Raw genomic sequence first — 21,082 nt, forward strand, 5'->3', positions numbered from 1 at the left:
AGATGAAAAGGGTTATTGCATCGCGAAGCTGTTTTCTTGCCCTGGCTTTCGGTCTGCTGCTGCCCGCCGCGCACGGCGCATCGTCGGCGCAGGATCAGCTGCTTGAGCAGGTCCGCCTGGGCGAGGCCAGCAAGCGGGAAGATCTGGTGCGCCAGTCCCTCTATCGCCTGGAGCTTATCGCCCCGGACGATCCGCAGGTGATTGCCGCCAGAATGCGCTATCTCCAGCGTCAGGGCGATCTGGCCGGCGCGCAGAAGCAGCTCGCGCGGCTGCAAAAGGCGAGCGCGGACGCGGCGATTTATCAGGCGGCGCGCGCCGAACTGCAGGTCGGCACGCCTGCGGGCCGCCAGGCGCTGCAGCAGGCGCGTCTGCAGGTCGCCACCGGGCACGTCCCGGAGGGCGTGGCACTCTACGATAAGCTGTTTAACGGGCCGCCGCCGGACGGCGATTTGGCGACAGAGTACTGGACCGCCGTCGCCGGCATCCCCGCCCGGCGCGCCGAGGCGCTGGGCAAACTGCAGGCGCTGAACGGCAGAATGCCCGGTAACGTGCAGCTGCAGTCGACGCTGGCGAGAATGCTGCTGCGCGATAACCGCGAGCCGCAGGCCTACGCGCTGCTTGAGCAGATGGCCCGCTCGAACGGCGGGCGTAATACTGCCGCCGATATCTGGTACGACCGGATCAAAAACCAGCCGACCAGCGCCGACAGCGTTAAGGCCCTGCAGCGCTTTTTGCAGGTCTTTAACAGCGGCGAGCAGGCCGACGACGCCCGCCAGCGGCTGGCAGCGCAGCAAAAACAGCTGGCCGATCCGCAGTTTCGCGCCCTCGCCGAGCGGCAGGCCCGCGCGGCAAGGGTGGCTGAGGCGCAGGCCAGCCGACCGCAGACCTGGCAGATCTACTGGCCGCTGATCCGCCGGGGCGACGCGGCGCTGAAGGCGAATAACCTCCCCGCGGCCGAGCGCTATTACCGCCAGGCCCGGCGGACCGATCCCGGCAATAGCTATGCGGTGCTGGGCCTCGGCGACGTGGCCCTGGCGCGCCAGCAGACCGCGGCCGCGGAGGCTTACTATCTGCAAACCCTGCGCCTGGACAGCGGCAACAGCAGCGCCGTGCGCAGGCTGGCAAATATCTATCGCCAGCAGTCGGCGGACAAGGCGACGGCGTTCATTAACGGCCTCTCTCCCCGCCAGCGGCGCAGCATCAACGACATCGAGCGCAGCCTGACCGACGACCGGCTGGCCCGCCAGGCGGAAACCCTGGAGAGCCAGGGGCGCTGGGCGCAGGCGGCGGAAATTCAGCGCCGTCGGCTGGCTCAGGATCCCGACAGCGTGTGGATCACCTACCGGCTGGCGAAGGATCTTTCGCAGCGCGGAGAAAACCGCGAAGCGGACGCCCTGATGGACAATCTGGCCCGCCGTAAACCCGGCGATCCGCAGCAGGTGTACGCGGTTGGCCTCTACCTCTCCGGGCGCGACCGGGACGCGGCGGCGATAGCGCATCTCAATACCCTGGCGAAAAGCCGCTGGAACGACAACATTCGCGAGCTGGACCAGCGCCTGCGGCAGGGCGCTATCCTGCAGCGGGCTAATCAGCTGCGCGACGCGGGCAGCGAAGCGCAGGCGGTGGCCCTGCTGCGCCAGCAGCCGGCCGCCGTTCGCTACGATTTAACGCTCGCCGACTGGGCGCAGCAGCGGGGCGACGGCGAGGCGGCGGCGGGCTTTTACCGGGCGGCGCTGGTCCGCGAGCCGGATAATGCCGACGCCCACCTCGGGCTGGCTGAAGTTTACGCCGAAGGCGAGGCGCCGACGGCGGCCAGGGCGGAGCTGTCGCGCATCGATCCTGGCGCGGTTTCGCTCAATATGCAGCGGCGCATGGCGCTGGTGCAGGCCCGCACCGGCGATGAGGCGGGGGCGGCGCGCAGGTTCCGCCAGATTGCGGCGAAGGCGAAGGCCGCGCCGCCCTCCATGGAGAGTGCGATGGTACTGCGCGACGCCGCCCGGCTGGAAGACCAGCAGGGCAATCCGCAGCGGGCGCTGGAGACCTATAAGGATGCGATGGTGGCGGCGGGTATCGCGCCAGACCGCCCGCGGGATAATGACGGCTTCACCCGCCTGACCCGCAATGACGCAAAAGACGACTGGCTGAAGCGGGGCATTCGCAGCGACGCCGCCGACCTCTATCGCCAGCAGGATCTTAACGTGACGCTTGAGCACGACTTCTGGGGCTCCAGCGGCACCGGCGGCTACTCCGACCTCAAGGCGCATACCACCATGCTGGAAGTGGATGCCCCGCTCGCCGACGGGCGGATGTTCTTTCGCAGCGATTTCGTCAGCATGAACGCCGGGCGCTTCTCAACAGACGACAACGGCGTCTACGCGCCGAAGTGGGGCACCTGCCGGGACCTTCCGTGCCGCGGCGGCAGCACGCGCCAGCGCGATACCGGCACCAGCGTGGCGGTAGGCTGGCGCAACCAGACGTGGAATATGGACATCGGCACCACGCCGATGGGATTCGACGTGGTAGATATGGTCGGCGGCCTGAGCTACAGCGACAGCATCGGCCACGTCGGCTATACCGTCGAGGGGCACCGGCGCCCCATCTCCAGCTCGCTGCTGGCCTTCGGTGGCCAGACCGACACCAATACCGGAACCACCTGGGGCGGCGTGCGCGCCGACGGCGGCGGGGTGAGCATGAGCTACGACCGGGGCGATCGCAACGGCGTCTGGGCCTCGCTCAGCGGGGATACGCTCACCGGCAAAAATGTGGAAGACAACTGGCGCGTGCGCTGGATGGCGGGCTACTACTATAAGCTCATTAACGACAATAACCGCCGGGTGACGGTGGGCCTCAACAACATGGTCTGGCACTACGATAAAGACCTCAGCGATTACACCCTCGGCAAGGGAGGCTACTACAGCCCGCAGCAGTATCTCTCATTTGCGGTGCCGGTGAACTGGCGCGAGCGCACGGAGAACTGGTCGTGGGAGCTGGGCGGTTCGGTCTCCTGGTCGCACTCGAAAACCGACGACCAGCCGCGCTATCCGAAGCCCGGCCTGCTGCCGGATAACTTCCGCAGCGCCGGACGGCAGCTCGTTGACGACGGCAGTACCTCCTCCGGCGTGGGCTATACCGCCCACGCGCTGATTGAGCGGCGGGTAACCTCCAACTGGTTTGTCGGCGCGGCGATTGATGTCCAGGAAGCGAAGGATTACACCCCGAGCCACGCCCTGCTGTACGTACGCTACTCGGCGGCGGGCTGGCAGGGCGATATGGATATGCCGCCGAGGCCGCTCATCCCTTACGCCGACTGGTAACAGAATAGGCTTAAATACGCGCGCGCCTGTCTCTCTCTGCCCTTTGTTGACGTATAATGTGGCAAAAATCACTAAATGCCGGGCTAATTTGTGTTAACCCGGCTTATCGTGTTGCGTCCGCGGGCGTACGGGTTTATTTCGGGGAGACTCCTTTTGCGCGTCAGTCGCTCACTTACAATCAAGCAGATGGCCATGGTGGCGGGCGTCACCATGGTTTTCGTGTTTATTTTTTGTTCCATATTGCTGTTCCACTTTGTCCAGCAGCACCGCTACCTGGTGGCAACCCAGATGGAGACGGTTGCGCGCTCGGTGCGGGAACCGCTGTCATCTGCGATCCTGAAAGGCGACATTCCCGAGGCGGAAACCATCCTTGAGCGCATTAAGCCGGCGGGGATCGTCAGCCGCGCCGACGTGGTGCTGCCCAACCAGTTCCAGGCCCTGCGCATGCGCTTTACGCAAGAGCGGCCGGTGCCGGTGAGCGTGACCCGGCTGTTCGAGCTGCCGGTGCAGATCTCGCTGCCGATCTACTCCCTGCAGCGGCAGGCGAATCCCCAGCCGCTGGCCTATCTGGTGCTGCAGTCTGACTCCTGGCGCACCTACAAGTTCGTGATGAGCGCGCTCTCCACGTTGGTGACCACTTACTTTCTTCTGGTGCTGATGCTGACGGTGGCGCTGACGTGGTGCATCAATCGCCTGATTGTCCGCCCGCTGCGGGCCATTGCCCGCGACATTACCGACGTCTCTCCCGAGGCGCGGGTCGGCCATCAGCTGACCCAGCCCCGGCTGCACAATGATGATGAAATCGGCATGCTGGTGCGCAGCTATAACCGCAATCAGCTGATCCTGCAGCAGGAGCTGGCGGCCGGTGACGGCCGCCATCCGCTCTCCGGATTGCCCGATAAGGCCGCTCTCGACCTCTGGCTTGCCGGGGCGGTAAGCGACCAGAAGACCACGGCGCTTATCGTTGTCGGCTGCGAAACGCTGCAGGAGACGGCGGGCGTGCTCACCGAGGGCCAGCGCGAGGCGCTGCTGCTGGCGGTAGTGGACAGAATCAAATCTGCGCTCTCGCCGCGCATGGCGCTATGCCAGACGGGGGCCAGCGACTTTGCCATTCTGGCCCACGGCGTAAAAGAGCCGGGGCACGCCGTGACGTTAAGTCAGCAAGTACTCACTCTCATAAACGAGCGCCTGCCGCTCGACGAGTTCCAGCTGCGGCCCGCCGCCAGCATCGGAATTGCCATGTTCCACGGCGAACTCAGCGCCGCAGAGCTCTATTACCGGGCCTGTTCCGCGGCGTTTACCGCGCGGCGTAAGGGCAAGAATAAGATTGAATTCTACGATCCGCAGCAGGCCGAGAGCGCCCGCCGTCGCCTGACCGAAGAGAGCGACATTCTGGCCGCGCTGGATAACCGCCAGTTCGCTCTCTGGCTGCAGCCGCAGTTCGATGCCGCCAGCGGCAGAGTCGCCGGCGCGGAGGCGCTGCTGCGCATGCGCCAGCCCGACGGCAGCTGGACGCTGCCGGCCGACCTGATTGAACGTATCGAGACCTGCGGCCTGATGGTGACCGTCGGCTACTGGGTGCTGGAGGCCGCCTGTCAGCAGCTGGCCGCATGGCAGAGCCGGGGCATCGCGATGCCGCTGTCGGTAAACCTCTCCGCCCTGCAGCTGATGCATCACGATATGCTCTCCGGCGCGCTGGAGCTGCTTAACCGCTACCGTATCGCCCCCGGCACCCTGGTGCTGGAAGTGACCGAGAGCCGGCGAATTGACGATCCCGAGGTGGTGATGGCGACGCTGAGGCCGCTGCGCACGGCGGGCGTCAGGATAGCGCTGGATGATTTCGGCATGGGCTATGCGGGACTGAGCCAGCTGCAGCAGATGAAGGCGCTGCCGATAGATATTCTCAAAATCGACAAGCTGTTCGTCGACGCGCTGCCTGACGATTCGACGGTGATCGCCATGATTGTGCAGCTGGCGAAGGCGCTCGGTCTGGGCATTGTCGCCGAAGGCGTGGAGAGCGAGGCCCAGCGGGCGTGGCTGCGCGACGCCGGGGTCGACGTGCTGCAGGGCTTCCTTTTTGGGCGCGCGCTGCCGCCGGAACTGTTCGATCAGGATTACCTCTGCGTGCCTGAGAGGAGTGAAAACGTCTGACCTGTTGCCTGCTTTCGCGAGCCAGCTCAAAGTTTTTAATATTTGTATTTCTGTTTGTATCTGTAATTGTTTACAGGATGTTATTTTAGGGCCGCAGGCGAATAAAAACCTTACCCAGCCTGTGGTTTTATCTTAAGGACATCCTATGAAAACCTCTCTGTTCAAAAGTCTCTATTTTCAGGTATTGACGGCCATTGCTATCGGTATTTTGCTGGGCCATTTCTACCCGGAGCTGGGTGCACAAATGAAACCGCTTGGTGACGCGTTTGTTAAGCTCATCAAAATGGTCATCGCCCCGGTCATCTTCTGTACCGTGGTGACGGGCATCGCCGGCATGGAGAGCATGAAGGCGGTTGGCCGTACCGGCGCAGTGGCGCTGCTCTACTTTGAAATCGTCAGTACCATCGCGCTGATCATTGGCCTTATCATCGTCAACGTAGTCCAGCCGGGCGCGGGCATGAACGTCGACCCCTCCACGCTTGATGCGAAGGCGGTTGCCGTCTACGCCGCGCAGGCCAAAGATCAGGGCATCGTCGCCTTCCTGCTGGATATCATTCCCGGCAGCGTGATCGGCGCTTTCGCCAGCGGCAACATTCTGCAGGTGCTGCTGTTTGCGGTGCTGTTTGGCTTTGCGCTGCATCGCCTGGGCAGCAAGGGCCAGCTGATTTTCAACGTTATCGAGAGCTTCTCGCAGGTTATCTTCGGCATCATCAATATGATCATGCGCCTGGCGCCAATCGGTGCCTTCGGGGCGATGGCCTTTACTATCGGTAAATACGGCGTCGGTACGCTGGTGCAGTTGGGGCAGCTGATCGTCTGCTTCTACATCACCTGTATTCTGTTCGTGGTGGTGGTGCTCGGCTCGATTGCCCGCGCTACGGGCTTCAGCATCTTTAAATTTATCCGCTACATTCGCGAAGAGCTGCTGATCGTCCTCGGGACCTCCTCCTCGGAATCGGCGCTGCCGCGGATGCTCGATAAAATGGAGAAGCTCGGCTGCCGCAAATCGGTGGTGGGGCTGGTGATCCCGACGGGCTACTCTTTCAACCTTGACGGCACCTCGATATACCTGACGATGGCGGCGGTGTTTATCGCCCAGGCGACTAACAGCCATATGGACATTTTCCATCAGGTAACGCTGCTGGTGGTGCTGCTGCTCTCTTCGAAAGGTGCCGCCGGGGTCACGGGCAGCGGATTTATCGTGCTGGCGGCCACCATTTCTGCGGTAGGGCATCTGCCGGTCGCCGGGCTGGCGCTGATCCTCGGTATCGACCGCTTTATGTCTGAAGCCCGCGCCCTGACTAACCTCGTCGGAAACGGCGTGGCAACCATCGTGGTCGCGAAGTGGGTCAAAGAACTCGACCCGAAGCAGCTTGATGACACCCTTAATAACCGCGTTCCCGCCCCGAAAACGGGTGAAATTTCCTAATTAAACGCTAACTTATCCCTGCAAATAGCCCGCAGTCCTTGAACGACTGCGGGCACCCACGCATAATTCGCCATAATTTTTCGCAGACGTGTGACATTTAATCGTTTATACGGTCTAAATCACGTCTTTAACTCACCGCAACAGTGAGTCGTTCTCATAACCAGGATTGTTCAGGGGTTGATATGCAGGGCAAAAAAATTCGACTCGTCGCGGGCGGGATGCTGATACTGGCGGCGGCTGGCTACGCGCAGGCTGAAACACTCCAGCCCGATCAGGCCTGGCAGCAGGGGACGCTGGCCAATGGCCTGCAGTGGCAGGTGCTGGCGACGCCCCAACGCCCAAGCGACCGTATCGAGGTCCGTTTTCAGATCAATGCCGGTTCGCTCGCCGAAAGTACCCAGCAGACCGGCTTCAGCCATCTTCTTTCCCGTCTTGCCTTAACCCAGAGCGGCAGCCTGCAGGCTACGCAGGCGCGTTCGCTGTGGCAGCAGAGCATGGTGCCCGCACACCCGCAGCCGCCCGCCGTCGTCTCCTATGACTACACCCAGTTCAGCCTCAGCCTGCCCAACAACCGCAGCGATCTGCTGAAAGAGGCCCTGACGTGGCTCGCGGACGCCGGCGGCAATGTCGACATCACGCCGGAGGCCGTCAATCACGCCCTCAGCAGTGAAGATATGGTGGCGACCTGGCCGCAGGACCCGAAGGACGGCTGGTGGCGCTATCGCCTGAAGGGCTCGGCCATGCTCGGCCACGATCCTTCCGACCCGGTCAAGCAGCCGGTCGATATTGCCCAGCTGAAAAAGTTCTACCACCGCTGGTACACCCCGGATGCGATGCAGCTGGTGATTGTCGGCAACGTTGACAGCCGCAGCGTCGCGGAGCAGATCGGTAAGACTTTCGGTGAGCTGAAAGGTAAACGCGAAACGCCGGCGCCGGTGCCGACGCTCTCGCCGCTGCCCACCGCGCCGGTCAGCATCATGAGTGATACGGTGACCCAGCCGCGGCTGGCCATTATGTGGGATACGCCGTGGTCGCCGATCCGCGACTCGGCCGCGCTGGAGCGCTACTGGCGCGCCGACCTGGCGCGCGAAGCGCTGTTCTGGCACGTCCAGCAGCAGCTGAGCAAGAATAATATGAAGGATACCGGCCTCGGCTTCGACTGCCGGGTTATCTGGCTGCGCGCCCAGTGCGGCATCAACCTGGACTCGCCCTACGACAGCCTCAACGGCAACCTTGACCTGCTGGCAAAGGCGCTGGCAGAGGTGCGCGATCGCGGGCTGTCTCAGGAGGAGTTTGACGCGCTGGTGGCGCAGAAAAACCTTGAGCTGCAGAAGCTGTTTGCCACCTACGCCCGCACCGATACCCGCGTGCTGATGGGCCAGCGGCTGCGCTCGCTGCAGAATCAGGTGGTGGACATTGCGCCTGAGCAGTACCAGAAGCTGCGCGAGGGCTTTCTCGACTCGCTAACGCTCAACGGCCTCAACCAGGACCTGCGCCAGCAGCTGTCGCAGGAGATGGCGCTGGTGCTGCATCTGCCGAAGGGCGAGCCGGAATTTAATATGAAGGAGCTGCAGGCGACGTGGGATAAGCTGATGGCGCCGTCGGCAGCACCCGCGCCGGTCGCCGCAGACGCCGCGCATCAGGACGTGACGGATATTCCTGCCGGACAGCAGTGATGTTAAAAGCCCTCTCCCGGACCGGAGAGGGCCGAACGGTCAGGCCGGCATGGCCTCGCGGGGAATGATTGCCCCGCGGTACTGAATCACCGTGCTGGCCGTCAGGTGACCGCGCTTTGCCGCCTCTTCCGCGCTGCCGCCGGTGAGACGCACGGCCAGATAGCCGGCGCTGAAGGAGTCCCCGGCTGCAGTAGTATCAACCACCTTCTCTTTCGGCAGCTTCACCGCCGGTACTTCCGCCAGCGCCTCGCCGCTGATTGCCACCAGGCAGGAGTCTGCGCCGCGCTTAATCACCACCTCGCTAACGCCGGCGGCCTGCGTGCGGGCAATCACTTCCTCAACCGGCTTCACGCCCCACAGCGCATCTTCGTCATCAAGCGTCAGGAACGCGATATCGGTGCAGGTCAGCATCTGCTGATAGATCCGCTGCGTCTCTTCGCGGCTGCCCCACAGCCGGGGGCGATAGTTGTTATCAAAGATAACCTTACCGCCGTTGGCGCGGCATTCGCGCAGCAGGGAGAACAGCTTTTCGCGGCTGGCCGGGCTTAAGATAGCCAGGCTGATGCCGCTCAGGTAGAGATAGTCAAACGTCGCCAGCGCTTCGCAAATCTCAGACGCCTGGTCGCTCTCCAGCCAGAACTTTGCCGCCGCTTCGTTGCGCCAGTAGTAGAACGTGCGCTCGCCGGTTTCATCGGTTTCAATGTAGTAGAGTCCCGGCAGACGGTTTTCCATGCGCTGGATAAGCGACGTCTGCACCCGCTCGGCCTGCCAGGCGTCCATCATCTGCTGGCTGAAGGTATCAGTGCCCAGCGCGGTTACGTAGCAGACCTGCAGGTCTGCTTCGTCTACCTGGCGGGCAATATAGACGGAAGTGTTTAAAGTATCGCCGCCAAAGCCGCGATTCACCGCGGAGCCCTGTTCCGACAGCTCAATCATGCATTCGCCGATGACGGCAATTTTTTTAGACATAGTCGTCAAACCCAATCCGGAATCGAAAAACAGCGCTAGTGTGCGCTGAGCCACAGAGGTGGTCAATGATATTAAAACAACGTTCCATTATTTCTTTGAGCTAACGCGTATTCCGGTATTAAAAGCGCCGTCGTGAGTGATAAAGTTCTGCTTAGGGCTGCCGATAATGCTGTAATGCATCATCACTGATTCAGTACTTAACAGGAAAACGGCGATGAAGTTAAGTCAGGTTATCCGGCAGATAAATGTTCCCGACGGTGGGTTTGAAAGCCTGCAGGAGCGCCGCTACTGGCTGGAGTGCGAGCGGGCATATACCTGGCAGCCAATCTACCGGACCTGCGGCAGGCTGATGGCCATTGAGCTGCTGACGGTCGTGACGCATCCGGCCCATCCGGGAAAATATATCGCCCCGGACCGCTATTTCTCCGAAGTGGCCGTGCGCCAGCGTCTTGACGTGGTGAAAGAGCAGCTGGCGATGCTCTTTGAGCACCGCAGCCTGTTTATCCGCAACGAGATCCTGGTCTCGGTTAACGTTGACGGGCCCACGCTGCTGGTGATGCGCCAGGATCCCTCTCTGATGGCGCTGATCGATGACTCGCCGTGGCTGCGCTTTGAGCTGGTGGAGCATGCCCGGCTGCCGGACGACGCCCCGGTTACCAGCCTGAGCGAGTTTGGCCCGCTGTGGCTGGATGATTTCGGCACCGGTCTGGCGAATTTTTCAGCGCTTGGTGAGGTCAAATACGACTTTATTAAGCTTGCCCGGGAGCTGTTCATCATGCTGCGGCAAAGTCCGGAGGGGCACACCCTGTTTGGTCAGCTTATCCTGCTGATGAACCGCTACTGCCGCGGCGTTATCGTTGAAGGCGTCGAAACGGAGGAGGAGTGGCGGGCCGTTCAGGACTCCCCGGCCTTCGCGGCCCAGGGCTATTTTTTATCGCGCCCGGCTCCCATCAGCCGTCTGAGTGAGGTGGCACTCAATCTCTCCTGATCCGCAACCCTCAGCTATAGTCATGAATGGTGAGGAAAAACAGGAGTGCTCCCGGCATGACAAAAACCAAAAAGGCCATCAGCATCGTTTCAGGGACGCTGGTGCTGCTCATTGTGGTTGCGATCATTTTCATTGCGACCTTTGACTGGAACCGGCTCAAGCCGACCATTAATCAGAAAGTCTCGGCGGAGCTGAACCGCCCCTTTGCCATTCGCGGCGATCTTGGGGTGGTCTGGGAGCGGCAGCCCTCGGAGCGCGGCTGGCGAAGCTGGGTGCCGTGGCCGCACGTCCACGCCGACGATGTTATCCTCGGCAATCCGCCGGATATTCCGCAGGTGACGATGGTCCATCTGCCGCGCGTGGAGGCCACCCTGGCGCCGCTGTCGCTGCTGAGCAAAACCGTCTACCTGCCGTGGATCAAGCTGGTGCAGCCGGACGCGCGCATCATTCGCCTGTCGGAAAAAACCAACAACTGGACCTTCAATCTGGCCTCTGACAAAGAGGGCGATAAAGATAAACAGCCGTCCGCGTGGTCCTTCCGGCTCGACAATATTCTCTTCGATCGCGGGCGGATCGCCATCGACGACAAGGTGACCCGCGCCGATATTGAGATCCTCGTCGATCCGCTGGGCAAGCCGCTGCCGTTTAGCGAAGTGACGGGCGATGCGGGCAAGGGCGACAAAAAAGCGGGCGACTACGTCTTTGGCCTCAAGGCCAGCGGCCGCTATAACGGCGAGCCGCTCACCGGCAGCGGCAAAATCGGCGGCATGCTGGCGCTTAAAAGCGAGGGGACGCCCTTCCCGGTGCAGGCGGACTTTCGCTCCGGTAATACCCGGGTGGCGTTCAGTGGTACGGTCAACGATCCGATGAAAATGGGCGGCGTCGATCTGCGGCTGAAGTTTTCCGGCGACTCGCTCGGCAATCTCTACGATCTCACCGGCGTGCTGCTGCCGGACTCGCCGCCGTTTGAAACTGACGGTCGGCTGGTGGCGAAAATCGACGCCGATAAAGGCTCGGTGTTTGATTACCGCGACTTCAACGGCCGCATCGGCGACAGCGACATCCACGGCTCGCTGAAGTATTCCACCGGCAAGCCACGCCCGAAGCTGAGCGGCGATCTGGTATCGAAACAGCTGCGGCTGGCGGACCTGGGGCCGCTTATCGGCGTGGACTCCGGGAAGGGCACCAAATCGGCGGAGGTGAAGAAAGACGTTCAGCCTGCGGACAAAGTGCTGCCCTACGACCGCTTTGAGACCGACAAGTGGGACGTCATGGACGCGGACGTGCGCTTTAAGGGCAACCGCATCGAGCACGGTACGACGCTGCCGCTGAATAATCTCTCCACCCACGTTATCCTTGAAAACGGCGACCTGCGGCTGCAGCCGATCAAGTTTGGCATGGCCAGCGGCACCATTGACGCCGATATTCACCTCGCCGGTAACAGAAAGCCGATGCGCGGCGAGGCGGATATTCAGGCCCGGCGGCTGCGCCTCAAAGAGCTGATGCCGAAAGCGGAGATGATGCAGAAAACCATCGGCGAGCTTAACGGCGACGCGAAGCTGCAGGGAACCGGCAACTCGGTGGCGGCGCTGCTTGGTTCGAGCAACGGCAGCCTCAAGCTGTTGATGAACGACGGGGTGGTGAGCCGCAACCTGATGGAGATCCTGGGCCTCAACGTCGGCAACTTTATCGTCGGGCAGATCTTTGGCGACGATGAGGTGCGGGTCAACTGCGCGGCGGCGAACCTCGATATCCGCAGCGGCGTGGTGACGCCGCGGATCTTCGCCTTTGATACGCAAAACGCGCTGGTCAACGTCACCGGTAATCTGCGCTTTGCCTCCGAGCAGATGGATTTAACCATCGATCCTGAGAGTAAGGGTCTGCGGGTGATTACCCTGCGCTCGCCGCTGTACGTGCGCGGTACCTTCAAGCACCCGGACTACGGCGTTAAGCCGGGGCCGCTTATCGTGCGCGGCGCGGTCGCCGCCGCGCTGGCGACGCTGGTCACCCCGGCGGCGGCGCTGCTGGCGCTGATCTCACCGTCGGAAGGCGATAACAATCAGTGCCATGCGATCTTGTCGCAGCTGAAGAAGTAGCAGAGCGGTTTTTGCCGGGCGGCGCTGCGCTTGCCCGGCCTACAAAATCAGGCAAAGGTGGTTAATTTACTGAGGGTGTTAAAAGTCCGGCTTAAAATCGCCTCAGATTCTGCCGTCTGGCCGGGGCAGCCCGCAGGGATGCGGGCTGAGGCGAAACGAGGCATGGACAAAATCGTCCGGAACGATTTTGAATAATGCGCAGCATTGGCCCCCGGAGGGGCGAGGCCCAGGGATGGGCCGAGTAATCACGAGTCGAGCCGTACCCGAAAGCCAGACGGCAGAATCTGAGGTTCCGCGCAGCGGCGATTTTTGTTGCCGGGAGCCGGGATTGCAAAGGGGGCGGCGGCGAGCCCCTTTTGCACGTTCACCGCAGAAATTCTTACAGAGAAGCAGAGTGCTGCGAGTGAACGGAACTCTTCCACAATCCTGTACAGAATGGGATTTTGTATTTACAGGCCATAAAAGTATCTACACTACCGGCGGCGTCTGAGTGCGTAGGCCCGGTAAGCGCAGCGCCGCCGGGCGTTTGTGGGCAGAACCTTACTTACCCCAGCCCTGCCACTGCAGCGTCATATACTGCACCAGCGTGCTGTTGCTGATGCTCTCTCCGAGTACCTCAAAGAAGCGGCTGGCGTACACCGGCTCAATCGGTTTTTTCGGCTTACACAGCTTCGCGGCGCGGAACGGATTGCGCGGCGGCTGGGCGGGCTGACTGACCGGCGGCCGGGCGCTGCCCGGCGTCGAGGTATCCACCTGCGGTTCGTTGAGCAGGCTGCTCGGGCGCACGAGGGTGATATCCGGCGGCAGGCTGTAAATCATCTGCTGCAGCACGCGCACCGTTGTCGGGTGCGGGTGGCCGATGGCGATGGTGGAGCCGTTGCGGCGCGCCAGCTGCACCGCGCGGTTAAACTGGCTGCGGATGTCGGCCTCGTTCTGGGTATCGTCGAGGAATACCCGGCGCTTAATCACCTTCACGCCGGTGCCGGCGGCGGCGCGCATGGCCTGGCTGTTGCCGATGGTCATGCTGTCGAGGAAGTAGAGATTATAGTGGCTAAGGGTCTGCATCACCTTCTGCATGCCGAACAGGCTGGAGGTCATGGCGCTGCCCATATGGTTGTTCAGACCCACGGCGTAGGGCACCTTGTTCACCGCATCGCGGATGATGCGCTCGATCTCCTCGCTGCTCATCTCCGGGCGCAGGGTATCTTTTTCCAGCGGCTGCTTGCTGAGCGGCGCCATCGGCAGATGGATCAGCACCTCGTGACCGCCGCTGTGGGCTTTGGTCGCCATCTCATGGGCGTGGGGCGCATTAGGCAGGACGGCAACCGAGACCGCGTTCGGCAGGGCCAGCACCTGATTCTCCTGGTGCGGGCGATAGCCGAAATCGTCGATAACGATAGCCAGTTTACCGGCGTGGACCGGAGCCGCTATCGCTAAAGCAGCGACGGCGGATAACACAATAGCGCGAAATTGAAGCAAAACTTATCTTCCCAACCACGGCTGTGGATTGACCGCCTGACCCTGGCGGCGAATTTCGAAGTAGAGCGACGGTCTGCCCTGGCCGCCGCTGCTGCCCACGAGGGCAATCGGCTGGCCGGCGCGAACCTGGGTTCCGACGCTGACCAGCGCGCTCTGGTTATAGCCGTACAGACTCATGTCGCCTTTGCCGTGCTCGACCACCACCACCAGGCCGTAGCCCTGCAGCCAGTCGGCGAGGATCACCCGGCCGTCGGCAATGGCCCGCACGTCGGTGCCTTCAGAGGCGCCGATAACCATGCCCTTCCAGCGTAGCTCACCCTGGAGCTGTTCGCCGTAGCGGTGGAGGATCGGGCCGCGCACCGGCCAGTAGGCCTGTCCGCGCGGCGAGCCGAGCCCGCCGGTGCGGGACATCAGCGAGCGCTCGCTTTCGGTCGGCTTGTAGGTGGTGCCTTTGCGGGAGGCGTCCTGCTGCTTGTTGCGCACCGCCTGGGCGTCGCGCGCTTCGCGATCGGCGCGGGCCTTGGCGGCGGCCTCTGCGCGGGCGATGCTGCTGCGCAGGCGCGACTCGTTGGCGCGCATTTCGCCCAGCTGCTGCTGGCCTGCCTGAATAGAGGATTCGAGTCCGGAGAGGGTTTTCTTACGCTCGTTGCGCGCCTGCTCAAGCTTCGCCTGCTGGGCCTTCTGCTCGTACAGCAGGGTCTGCTGCTGGCTCTGCTTCTCTTCCAGCGCCGCCTTCTGCGCGGCGACGTCTTCGCGGGTTTGCTTAAGCTGGGCGATGGTCTCCTGCCGGGCCTGGTTGAGGTAGCCGAAGTAGGCCTGCAGGCGCTGGGCGCGCTGGCCCTCTTCACCGCTCAGAATCATCTGAATTCCGGTGTGTTCACCCTGGCGGAAGGCGGCATCGAGCTGGGCCGCGAGATTTTTCTCCTGCACGGCCTTCTGCTTTTCGAGCTTCGCAAGCGACGCATTCATGGCGTCAACCTGCTTATTGATCTGCGCCAGCGAGTCCTGAGTCTCGCGAAGCGTGCGGGCGGCGGCGGCGATGGCCTGCTCCTGGGCCTTAAGCTGGGCGAGCAGGGAGGCGCGCTGCTGCTGCTGCTGGCGTACCGCGCGCTCTTTGGCGGCGATATCGGCCTGAATGGATTTCAGCTGGTCGCGGTCATCGGCCCGGGCATATGACGCGCACAGCAATACGCCAGCGCTGAGCGCGCTGGCGTAGCATACGGATCGGACTACCGTCGCAATCCATGTTCTGGAATTTATCGCCGTTCCCCTCATGGGGAGGGATTATTCCACGATGAACAGCGGCTTACCAGTCATCTCTTGCGGGATCGCCATTCCCATCAGCGACAGCATGGTCGGCGCAATATCCGACAGCTTGCCGCCTTCGACCGGCTTCAGCGCTTTGTCGCCAACGTAGATCAGCGGCACCGGCAGGCTGGTGTGCGCGGTGTGCGCCTGGCCGGTGGCGGGATCGCGCATCTGCTCGGCGTTACCGTGGTCGGCGGTGATCAGCAGCTGGCCGCCGACGGACTCGACCGCTTTGCTCACTTCATCGATGCAGTGGTCCAGCGCTTCCACCGCTTTGACGGCGGCTTCCATCACCCCGGTATGGCCGACCATATCGCCGTTCGGGTAGTTACAGATGATGGCGTCGAACTTGCCGCCCTTGATGGCGCCAACCAGCTTTTCAGTCAGCTCGGCGGAGCTCATCTCCGGCTGCAGGTCGTAGGTGGCAACTTTCGGCGAGTTGATCAGAATGCGCTCTTCACCGGCGAACGGCGCTTCAACGCCGCCGTTAAAGAAGAAGGTCACGTGGGCGTATTTCTCGGTTTCAGAGATGCGCAGCTGGGTTTTATCGTGCTTCGCCATCCACTCGCCGAAGGTGTTCGCCAGCGACGCGGGCGGGTAGGCGCACGGCGCTTTAATGTCGGCGGCGTATTCGGTCAGCATGATGTAGTCGAGGTTGACCACTTTTTTGCGGGCAAAGCCGTCAAAGTCGCTGTTGACGAACGCGCGGGTGATTTCGCGGGCGCGGTCGGCGCGGAAGTTCATAAAGATCAGCGCGTCGCCGTCTTCCATTGCCGCGCTGTCTTCGCCTGCGGCGCGAATGACGGTGGCTTTAACGAACTCGTCGTTCTCATCGCGGGCGTAGGCCGCGTCCAGACCGGCAACGGCGCTGTCGAACTCAAACTCGCCTTTAGCCAGGGTCATCAGATCGTAGGCCTGCTCAACGCGGTCCCAGCGGTTATCGCGGTCCATGGCGTAGTAGCGGCCAATCAGGGAGGCGATGCGGCCTTTGCCCAGCGCGGCAAATTTGGCGGCGAATTTCTCCAGCGACGGTCTGGCGCTGCGCGGCGGCGTATCGCGGCCGTCGAGGAAGGCGTGCAGGTAGATTTTTTCCGCACCGCGTTCGGCGGCCAGTTCCACCATCGCCATGATGTGGTCTTCGTGGCTGTGCACGCCGCCGGGGGAGAGCAGGCCCATGATGTGCACGGCTTTACCTGCGGCAACGGCTTTATCAACGGCGCCGGTCAGGACGCTGTTTTCAAAGAAGGTGCGCTCTTTGATTGCCACGTCCAGGCGCGTCAGGTCCTGATAGACGATGCGGCCGGCGCCCAGGTTGACGTGACCGACTTCGGAGTTACCCATCTGACCGTCCGGGAGACCCACTTCGAGGCCCGAGGCATCGATCAGGGTATGCGGACGCGTTGCCCACAGGCTATCCATCACCGGCGTTTTTGCGCTGAAAATCGCGTTATCCTGCTGATCTTCGCGGTAGCCGTAGCCATCCAGAATCACCAGTACCATAGGTTTTTTCGTAACCGACATTGCGACAACCTCTATGCTCAAAGAGAAAAAATTTGCGTAATTTTACTACAGCTGAATCGATCAAACTGACGCCCAAGATCAAAGATCGGGTCAGGAGGGCGTTTCATCAGCCGCATTTGACCGTGATTTTCACGGCCTGGTGCGCAGAAATTAAATCCGGAGGCGTTCGCTTTGCTGTATTTGCCACCACGCACAGGTATACTCCCTGCTGGTTTTTTTAATCACACAGTCGGGAGTCTGTACCCCCCATGCAAGAAATTATGCAATTTGTTGGTCGCCACCCTGTTCTGAGCATCGCGTGGATTGGCCTGCTGGCAGCCGTCATTGTTACCAGCCTGAAAGGGCTCACCTCGAAGGTGAAAGTGATCACCCGCGGTGAAGCGACGCGCCTGATCAATAAAGAAGACGCCGTGGTGGTCGATCTGCGCCAGCGCGATGATTTCCGCAAAGGCCACATCGCCAGCGCCATTAACCTGCTGCCGACCGACATTAAGGCCAATAATCTGGGCGAGCTTGAAAAGCATAAAGATAAACCCATTATTGTGGTTGATGGTTCCGGTATGCAGGCGCAGGATCCGGCAAGCGCGCTGAACAAAGCGGGCTTCGAGCGCGTATTCGTTCTTAAGGACGGCGTGGCGGGCTGGAGCGGCGAGAACCTGCCGCTCGTTCGTGGCAAATAATCGAGGTGTTTTATGGCCAATATTGAGATCTATACCAAAGCAACATGCCCGTTCTGCCACCGCGCGAAAGCGCTGCTGAGCAGCAAAGGCGTCAGCTTTTCGGAGCTGCCTATCGACGGCGACGCCGCAAAGCGTGAAGAGATGATTGAACGTAGTGGCCGCACCACGGTGCCGCAGATTTTTATTGATGCGCAGCACATTGGCGGCTGCGATGACTTGTATGCACTTGATGCGCGTGGTGGACTCGATCCGCTGTTGCGTTAATTTTCCCTTTTAAGGACAAAAAGATGTCAGAACAAAACAACCCGGAAATGACTTTCCAGATCCAGCGCATTTACACCAAGGACGTTTCCTACGAAGCACCGAACGCGCCGCACGTTTTCCAGAAAGAGTGGCAGCCAGAGGTTAAACTTGATCTGGATACCGCCTCTACCCAGCTGGCAGAAGGCGTGTACGAAGTCGTGCTGCGCGTGACCGTTACCGCTTCCCTGGGCGAAGAGACCGCGTTCCTGTGCGAAGCACAGCAGGCCGGTATTTTCTCCATCGAAGGTATCGACGGCAACCAGCTGGCGCACTGCCTGGGTGCATACTGCCCGAACATTCTGTTCCCGTATGCCCGCGAGTGCATCACAAGCCTGGTGGGTCGCGGCACATTCCCGCAACTGAACCTTGCGCCGGTCAACTTTGATGCGCTGTTTATGAACTATCTGCAGCAGCAGGCTGGCGGCGAAGGTGCTGAACAACATCAGGATGCCTGATGAACGCACGTAATGCTGCAATGACTGTGATCGGTGCCGGCTCGTACGGCACCGCTCTTGCCATCACCCTGGCAAGAAATGGCCACGAGGTGGTGCTGTGGGGACACGACCCTCAGCACATCGCGACCCTTGAGCGCGACCGCTGCAACGTGGCTTTCCTCCCCGACGTCCCTTTTCCCGACACGCTTCACCTTGAAAGCGACCTTGCGCAGGCGCTGGCCGCCAGCCGCGATATTCTGGTGGTGGTGCCGAGCCACGTCTTTGGCGACGTGCTGCGCCAGCTGAAGCCGCTGCTGCGCCCCGACGCGCGCCTGGTGTGGGCAACCAAGGGGCTGGAGGCCGAAACCGGCCGCCTGCTGCAGGACGTGGCCCGCGAAGCGCTGGGCGATGCGATCCCGTTGGCGGTGATTTCCGGCCCGACCTTTGCCAAAGAGCTGGCCGCCGGACTGCCGACCGCCATCTCGCTGGCCTCCCCGGACCCGCAGTTCGCCGATGACCTGCAGACCCTGCTGCACTGCGGCAAGAGCTTCCGCGTCTACAACAACCCCGATTTTATCGGCGTACAGCTGGGCGGCGCGGTGAAGAACGTCATCGCCATCGGTGCCGGGATGTCAGACGGCATCGGCTTTGGCGCCAATGCCCGTACGGCGCTGATCACCCGCGGTCTGACGGAAATGACCCGCCTGGGAACGGCGCTCGGCGCCGATGCCGCCACCTTTATGGGCATGGCGGGGCTGGGCGATCTGGTGCTGACCTGTACCGACAACCAGTCGCGCAACCGCCGCTTCGGCATGAAGCTCGGCCAGGGGCAGGATGTGCAGACCGCCCAGGACGAAATTGGTCAGGTGGTGGAAGGCTATCGCAATACCAAAGAGGTAAGGGCGCTGGCGCAGCGCTTCGGCGTCGAAATGCCGATTACCGAGGAAATATATCAGGTACTGTATTGCGGAAAAAACGCGCGCGAGGCAGCATTGACCTTATTAGGTCGCGCCCGCAAAGATGAGCGCAGCCACGACTAACCCCTGAATGACCCGGCCGGCGCAGAACTGGCCGGTCGTTTCCATCGTCCCTGGAGTGAGCAATGCCGTGTGTAGAACTGGAAATTGTCTGGAAAAATATTAAAGCCGAAGCCCGGGCGCTGGCCGACTGTGAGCCGATGCTGGCCAGTTTCTATCACGCAACTCTCCTCAAACATGAGAACCTCGGCAGCGCCCTGAGCTATATGCTGGCGAACAAGCTGGCGTCGCCGATCATGCCCGCTATCGCCATCCGCGAAGTGGTCGAAGAGGCCTACGCCGCCGATCCGGAAATGATCGCCTCCGCCGCCTGCGACATTCAGGCGGTGCGCACCCGCGACCCGGCCGTCGATAAATACTCCACGCCGCTGCTTTACCTCAAAGGCTTCCACGCCCTGCAGGCCTACCGCATCGGCCACTGGCTGTGGCACCAGGGCCGCCAGGCGCTGGCGATTTTCCTGCAGAATCAGGTGTCGGTCACTTTTCAGGTCGATATTCATCCGGCGGCGAAGATTGGCCGCGGCATCATGCTTGACCACGCCACCGGCATTGTCGTGGGCGAAACGGCGGTGATTGAAAACGACGTCTCAATCCTGCAGTCGGTCACCCTCGGCGGGACCGGCAAGACCAGCGGCGATCGCCATCCGAAAATTCGCGAAGGCGTAATGATCGGCGCCGGAGCAAAAATTCTCGGCAATATCGAAGTGGGCGCCGGGGCTAAGATCGGCGCCGGCTCCGTGGTCCTGCAGCCCGTACCGCCGCACACCACCGCCGCCGGCGTACCGGCGCGCATCGTCGGTAGGCCGGACAGCGATATGCCGTCAATGGATATGGATCAGCACTTTAACGGCCACCAATCCTTTGAGTACGGCGACGGCATCTAATCTCTGAGCACCGCGCCGGCATATCCCAGCTGGCGCCAGGCCTCATACACCACCACCGACACCGCGTTAGACAGGTTCATGCTGCGGCTGTCCGGCATCATCGGAATGCGGATCTTCTGCCCGGCAGGCAGCGCGTCAAGAATAGCGGCGGGCAGGCCGCGCGTCTCCGGGCCAAACATCAGATAGTCCCCTTCCTGATAGCTCACCGCGCTGTGGGCCGGCGTGCCTTTGGTGGTGAGGGCGAACAGGCGCTGCGGAGCTTCAGCGGCCAGGAAGGCGGCGTAGTCGGCGTGGCGCTGCACGGCGGCGAACTCGTGGTAGTCCAGCCCCGCCCGGCGCAGGCGTTTATCGTCCCAGGCAAAGCCCATCGGCTCGATAATGTGCAGGCGAAAGCCGGTGTTGGCGCACAGGCGAATGATATTGCCGGTGTTCGGCGGGATCTCTGGTTCGAATAAGACGATGTTAAGCATACTGCCCCCTTGATAGCGGGGGGCAGGATAGCAGAAATCGGCAGCAGCGGAAAAAGTTGGGCCTCACCTTAACTCTTTCTCCAAAGGCTGTCTCTTATACACAAACCCTCAGCCAGGATAAGCCAGCCCGACGCTTATCTTGGCTGAGGGTTTTAAGTTCCGGCTAAAAATCGCCTCAGATTCTGACGTCTGGCCGGGGCAGCCCGCAGGGAGGCGGGCTGAGGCGAAACGAGGCATGGATGCCGAGTCGAGCCGTACCCGAAAGCCAGACGTCAGAATCTGAGGTTCCGCGCAGCGGCGATTTTTGTTGCCGGGAGCCGGGATTGCTAAGGGCGCGGCGGCT

At 61.8% G+C, this 21,082-nt stretch carries 16 protein-coding genes; 11 read left to right on the forward strand and 5 right to left on the reverse strand.

Translation table 11 applies throughout. The features are described from left to right. Positions 1-2 precede the first annotated feature (2 nt). The 4 genes from bcsC (at position 3) to ENGE1_RS20895 (ending at position 8,570) form a co-directional block, all read left to right on the forward strand. Positions 3-3,314: a cellulose synthase complex outer membrane protein BcsC gene (gene bcsC / locus ENGE1_RS20880; RefSeq protein ID WP_048255045.1), complete on the forward strand. Its 3,312-nt coding sequence runs from the start codon at positions 3-5 to the stop codon at positions 3,312-3,314. A gap of 153 nt (positions 3,315-3,467) precedes the next feature. Continuing rightward, positions 3,468-5,465: a sensor domain-containing phosphodiesterase gene (locus tag ENGE1_RS20885; RefSeq protein WP_043081089.1), complete on the forward strand. Its 1,998-nt coding sequence runs from the start codon at positions 3,468-3,470 to the stop codon at positions 5,463-5,465. 145 nt (positions 5,466-5,610) lie between these two features. Next, positions 5,611-6,894 carry a dicarboxylate/amino acid:cation symporter gene (locus ENGE1_RS20890; protein WP_043081088.1) on the forward strand — a complete coding sequence of 428 codons (1,284 nt, stop codon included), beginning with the start codon at positions 5,611-5,613 and terminating at the stop codon, positions 6,892-6,894. A 182-nt stretch (positions 6,895-7,076) separates the two neighbouring features. After that, positions 7,077-8,570 (forward strand): M16 family metallopeptidase, encoded by a 1,494-nt coding sequence (locus ENGE1_RS20895; protein WP_048255043.1) that lies wholly within the window; start codon positions 7,077-7,079, stop codon positions 8,568-8,570. 39 nt (positions 8,571-8,609) lie between these two features. On the opposite strand, the gene kdgK is transcribed toward ENGE1_RS20895, so the two are convergent. Beyond that, positions 8,610-9,539, reverse strand: coding sequence for a 2-dehydro-3-deoxygluconokinase (gene kdgK / locus ENGE1_RS20900; RefSeq protein WP_043081086.1), 930 nt, complete (start codon positions 9,537-9,539; stop codon positions 8,610-8,612). 214 nt (positions 9,540-9,753) lie between these two features. Between kdgK and pdeH the strand changes: the two genes are divergently transcribed. Both pdeH and ENGE1_RS20910 read left to right on the forward strand, forming a co-directional pair. Continuing rightward, entirely contained in the window at positions 9,754-10,527 is a 774-nt protein-coding gene (gene pdeH, locus ENGE1_RS20905; protein ID WP_048255041.1) for a cyclic-guanylate-specific phosphodiesterase, read from the forward strand. Positions 10,528-10,583: 56 nt separating this feature from the next. After that, on the forward strand, positions 10,584-12,623 hold the full coding sequence (locus ENGE1_RS20910) for an AsmA family protein (protein ID WP_048255039.1): 2,040 nt from the start codon (positions 10,584-10,586) through the stop codon (positions 12,621-12,623). 540 nt (positions 12,624-13,163) lie between these two features. Here ENGE1_RS20910 and ENGE1_RS20915 read toward each other — a convergent pair. The 3 genes from ENGE1_RS20915 to gpmM are packed head-to-tail and all read right to left on the reverse strand — an operon-like array spanning position 13,164 to position 16,931. Then, on the reverse strand, positions 13,164-14,102 hold the full coding sequence (locus tag ENGE1_RS20915) for a divergent polysaccharide deacetylase family protein (RefSeq protein ID WP_043081083.1): 939 nt from the start codon (positions 14,100-14,102) through the stop codon (positions 13,164-13,166). A gap of 3 nt (positions 14,103-14,105) precedes the next feature. Further along, positions 14,106-15,377: a murein hydrolase activator EnvC gene (gene envC, locus ENGE1_RS20920; RefSeq protein WP_048255038.1), complete on the reverse strand. Its 1,272-nt coding sequence runs from the start codon at positions 15,375-15,377 to the stop codon at positions 14,106-14,108. A 9-nt stretch (positions 15,378-15,386) separates the two neighbouring features. Beyond that, positions 15,387-16,931: a 2,3-bisphosphoglycerate-independent phosphoglycerate mutase gene (gpmM, locus tag ENGE1_RS20925; protein ID WP_048255036.1), complete on the reverse strand. Its 1,545-nt coding sequence runs from the start codon at positions 16,929-16,931 to the stop codon at positions 15,387-15,389. Between the two features lie 248 nt (positions 16,932-17,179). Between gpmM and ENGE1_RS20930 the strand changes: the two genes are divergently transcribed. The 5 genes from ENGE1_RS20930 (at position 17,180) to cysE (ending at position 20,269) form a co-directional block, all read left to right on the forward strand. After that, positions 17,180-17,611, forward strand: a complete 432-nt coding sequence (locus ENGE1_RS20930) for a rhodanese-like domain-containing protein (protein WP_043081080.1) — start codon at positions 17,180-17,182, stop codon at positions 17,609-17,611. Positions 17,612-17,623: 12 nt separating this feature from the next. Beyond that, on the forward strand, positions 17,624-17,875 hold the full coding sequence (grxC, locus tag ENGE1_RS20935) for a glutaredoxin 3 (protein ID WP_045290640.1): 252 nt from the start codon (positions 17,624-17,626) through the stop codon (positions 17,873-17,875). Between the two features lie 23 nt (positions 17,876-17,898). Further along, on the forward strand, positions 17,899-18,369 hold the full coding sequence (secB, locus tag ENGE1_RS20940) for a protein-export chaperone SecB (RefSeq protein ID WP_043081078.1): 471 nt from the start codon (positions 17,899-17,901) through the stop codon (positions 18,367-18,369). After that, positions 18,369-19,388 (forward strand): NAD(P)H-dependent glycerol-3-phosphate dehydrogenase, encoded by a 1,020-nt coding sequence (gene gpsA / locus ENGE1_RS20945; RefSeq protein WP_048255033.1) that lies wholly within the window; start codon positions 18,369-18,371, stop codon positions 19,386-19,388. The genes secB and gpsA overlap by 1 nt, the downstream gene beginning before the upstream one ends. Before the next feature lie 62 nt (positions 19,389-19,450). Next, the gene (cysE, locus tag ENGE1_RS20950) at positions 19,451-20,269 is read left to right on the forward strand and encodes a serine O-acetyltransferase (protein WP_043081076.1); all 819 of its coding nucleotides are present in this window, start codon (positions 19,451-19,453) and stop codon (positions 20,267-20,269) included. On the opposite strand, the gene trmL is transcribed toward cysE, so the two are convergent. After that, positions 20,266-20,739, reverse strand: a complete 474-nt coding sequence (gene trmL / locus ENGE1_RS20955; RefSeq protein ID WP_043081075.1) for a tRNA (uridine(34)/cytosine(34)/5-carboxymethylaminomethyluridine(34)-2'-O)-methyltransferase TrmL — start codon at positions 20,737-20,739, stop codon at positions 20,266-20,268. The two genes, cysE and trmL, sit on opposite strands and share 4 nt — an antisense overlap. Positions 20,740-21,082: the final 343 nt, after the last annotated feature.

The organism is Pluralibacter gergoviae ATCC 33028 = NBRC 105706 (assembly GCF_001598855.1).
GTDB lineage: Bacteria > Pseudomonadota > Gammaproteobacteria > Enterobacterales > Enterobacteriaceae > Pluralibacter > Pluralibacter gergoviae.

What these genes read in the sequence shown, in the direction of transcription:
- bcsC (WP_048255045.1), top strand. Translation starts at nt 3, where the DNA reads ATGAAAAGGGTTATTGCATCGCGAAGCTGTTTTCTTGCCCTGGCTTTC.
- ENGE1_RS20890 (WP_043081088.1), top strand. Translation starts at nt 5,611, where the DNA reads ATGAAAACCTCTCTGTTCAAAAGTCTCTATTTTCAGGTATTGACGGCC.
- ENGE1_RS20895 (WP_048255043.1), top strand. Translation starts at nt 7,077, where the DNA reads ATGCAGGGCAAAAAAATTCGACTCGTCGCGGGCGGGATGCTGATACTG.
- kdgK (WP_043081086.1), bottom strand. Translation starts at nt 9,539, where the DNA reads ATGTCTAAAAAAATTGCCGTCATCGGCGAATGCATGATTGAGCTGTCG.
- pdeH (WP_048255041.1), top strand. Translation starts at nt 9,754, where the DNA reads ATGAAGTTAAGTCAGGTTATCCGGCAGATAAATGTTCCCGACGGTGGG.
- ENGE1_RS20910 (WP_048255039.1), top strand. Translation starts at nt 10,584, where the DNA reads ATGACAAAAACCAAAAAGGCCATCAGCATCGTTTCAGGGACGCTGGTG.
- envC (WP_048255038.1), bottom strand. Translation starts at nt 15,377, where the DNA reads ATGAGGGGAACGGCGATAAATTCCAGAACATGGATTGCGACGGTAGTC.
- gpmM (WP_048255036.1), bottom strand. Translation starts at nt 16,931, where the DNA reads ATGTCGGTTACGAAAAAACCTATGGTACTGGTGATTCTGGATGGCTAC.
- ENGE1_RS20930 (WP_043081080.1), top strand. Translation starts at nt 17,180, where the DNA reads ATGCAAGAAATTATGCAATTTGTTGGTCGCCACCCTGTTCTGAGCATC.
- grxC (WP_045290640.1), top strand. Translation starts at nt 17,624, where the DNA reads ATGGCCAATATTGAGATCTATACCAAAGCAACATGCCCGTTCTGCCAC.
- secB (WP_043081078.1), top strand. Translation starts at nt 17,899, where the DNA reads ATGTCAGAACAAAACAACCCGGAAATGACTTTCCAGATCCAGCGCATT.
- gpsA (WP_048255033.1), top strand. Translation starts at nt 18,369, where the DNA reads ATGAACGCACGTAATGCTGCAATGACTGTGATCGGTGCCGGCTCGTAC.
- cysE (WP_043081076.1), top strand. Translation starts at nt 19,451, where the DNA reads ATGCCGTGTGTAGAACTGGAAATTGTCTGGAAAAATATTAAAGCCGAA.
- trmL (WP_043081075.1), bottom strand. Translation starts at nt 20,739, where the DNA reads ATGCTTAACATCGTCTTATTCGAACCAGAGATCCCGCCGAACACCGGC.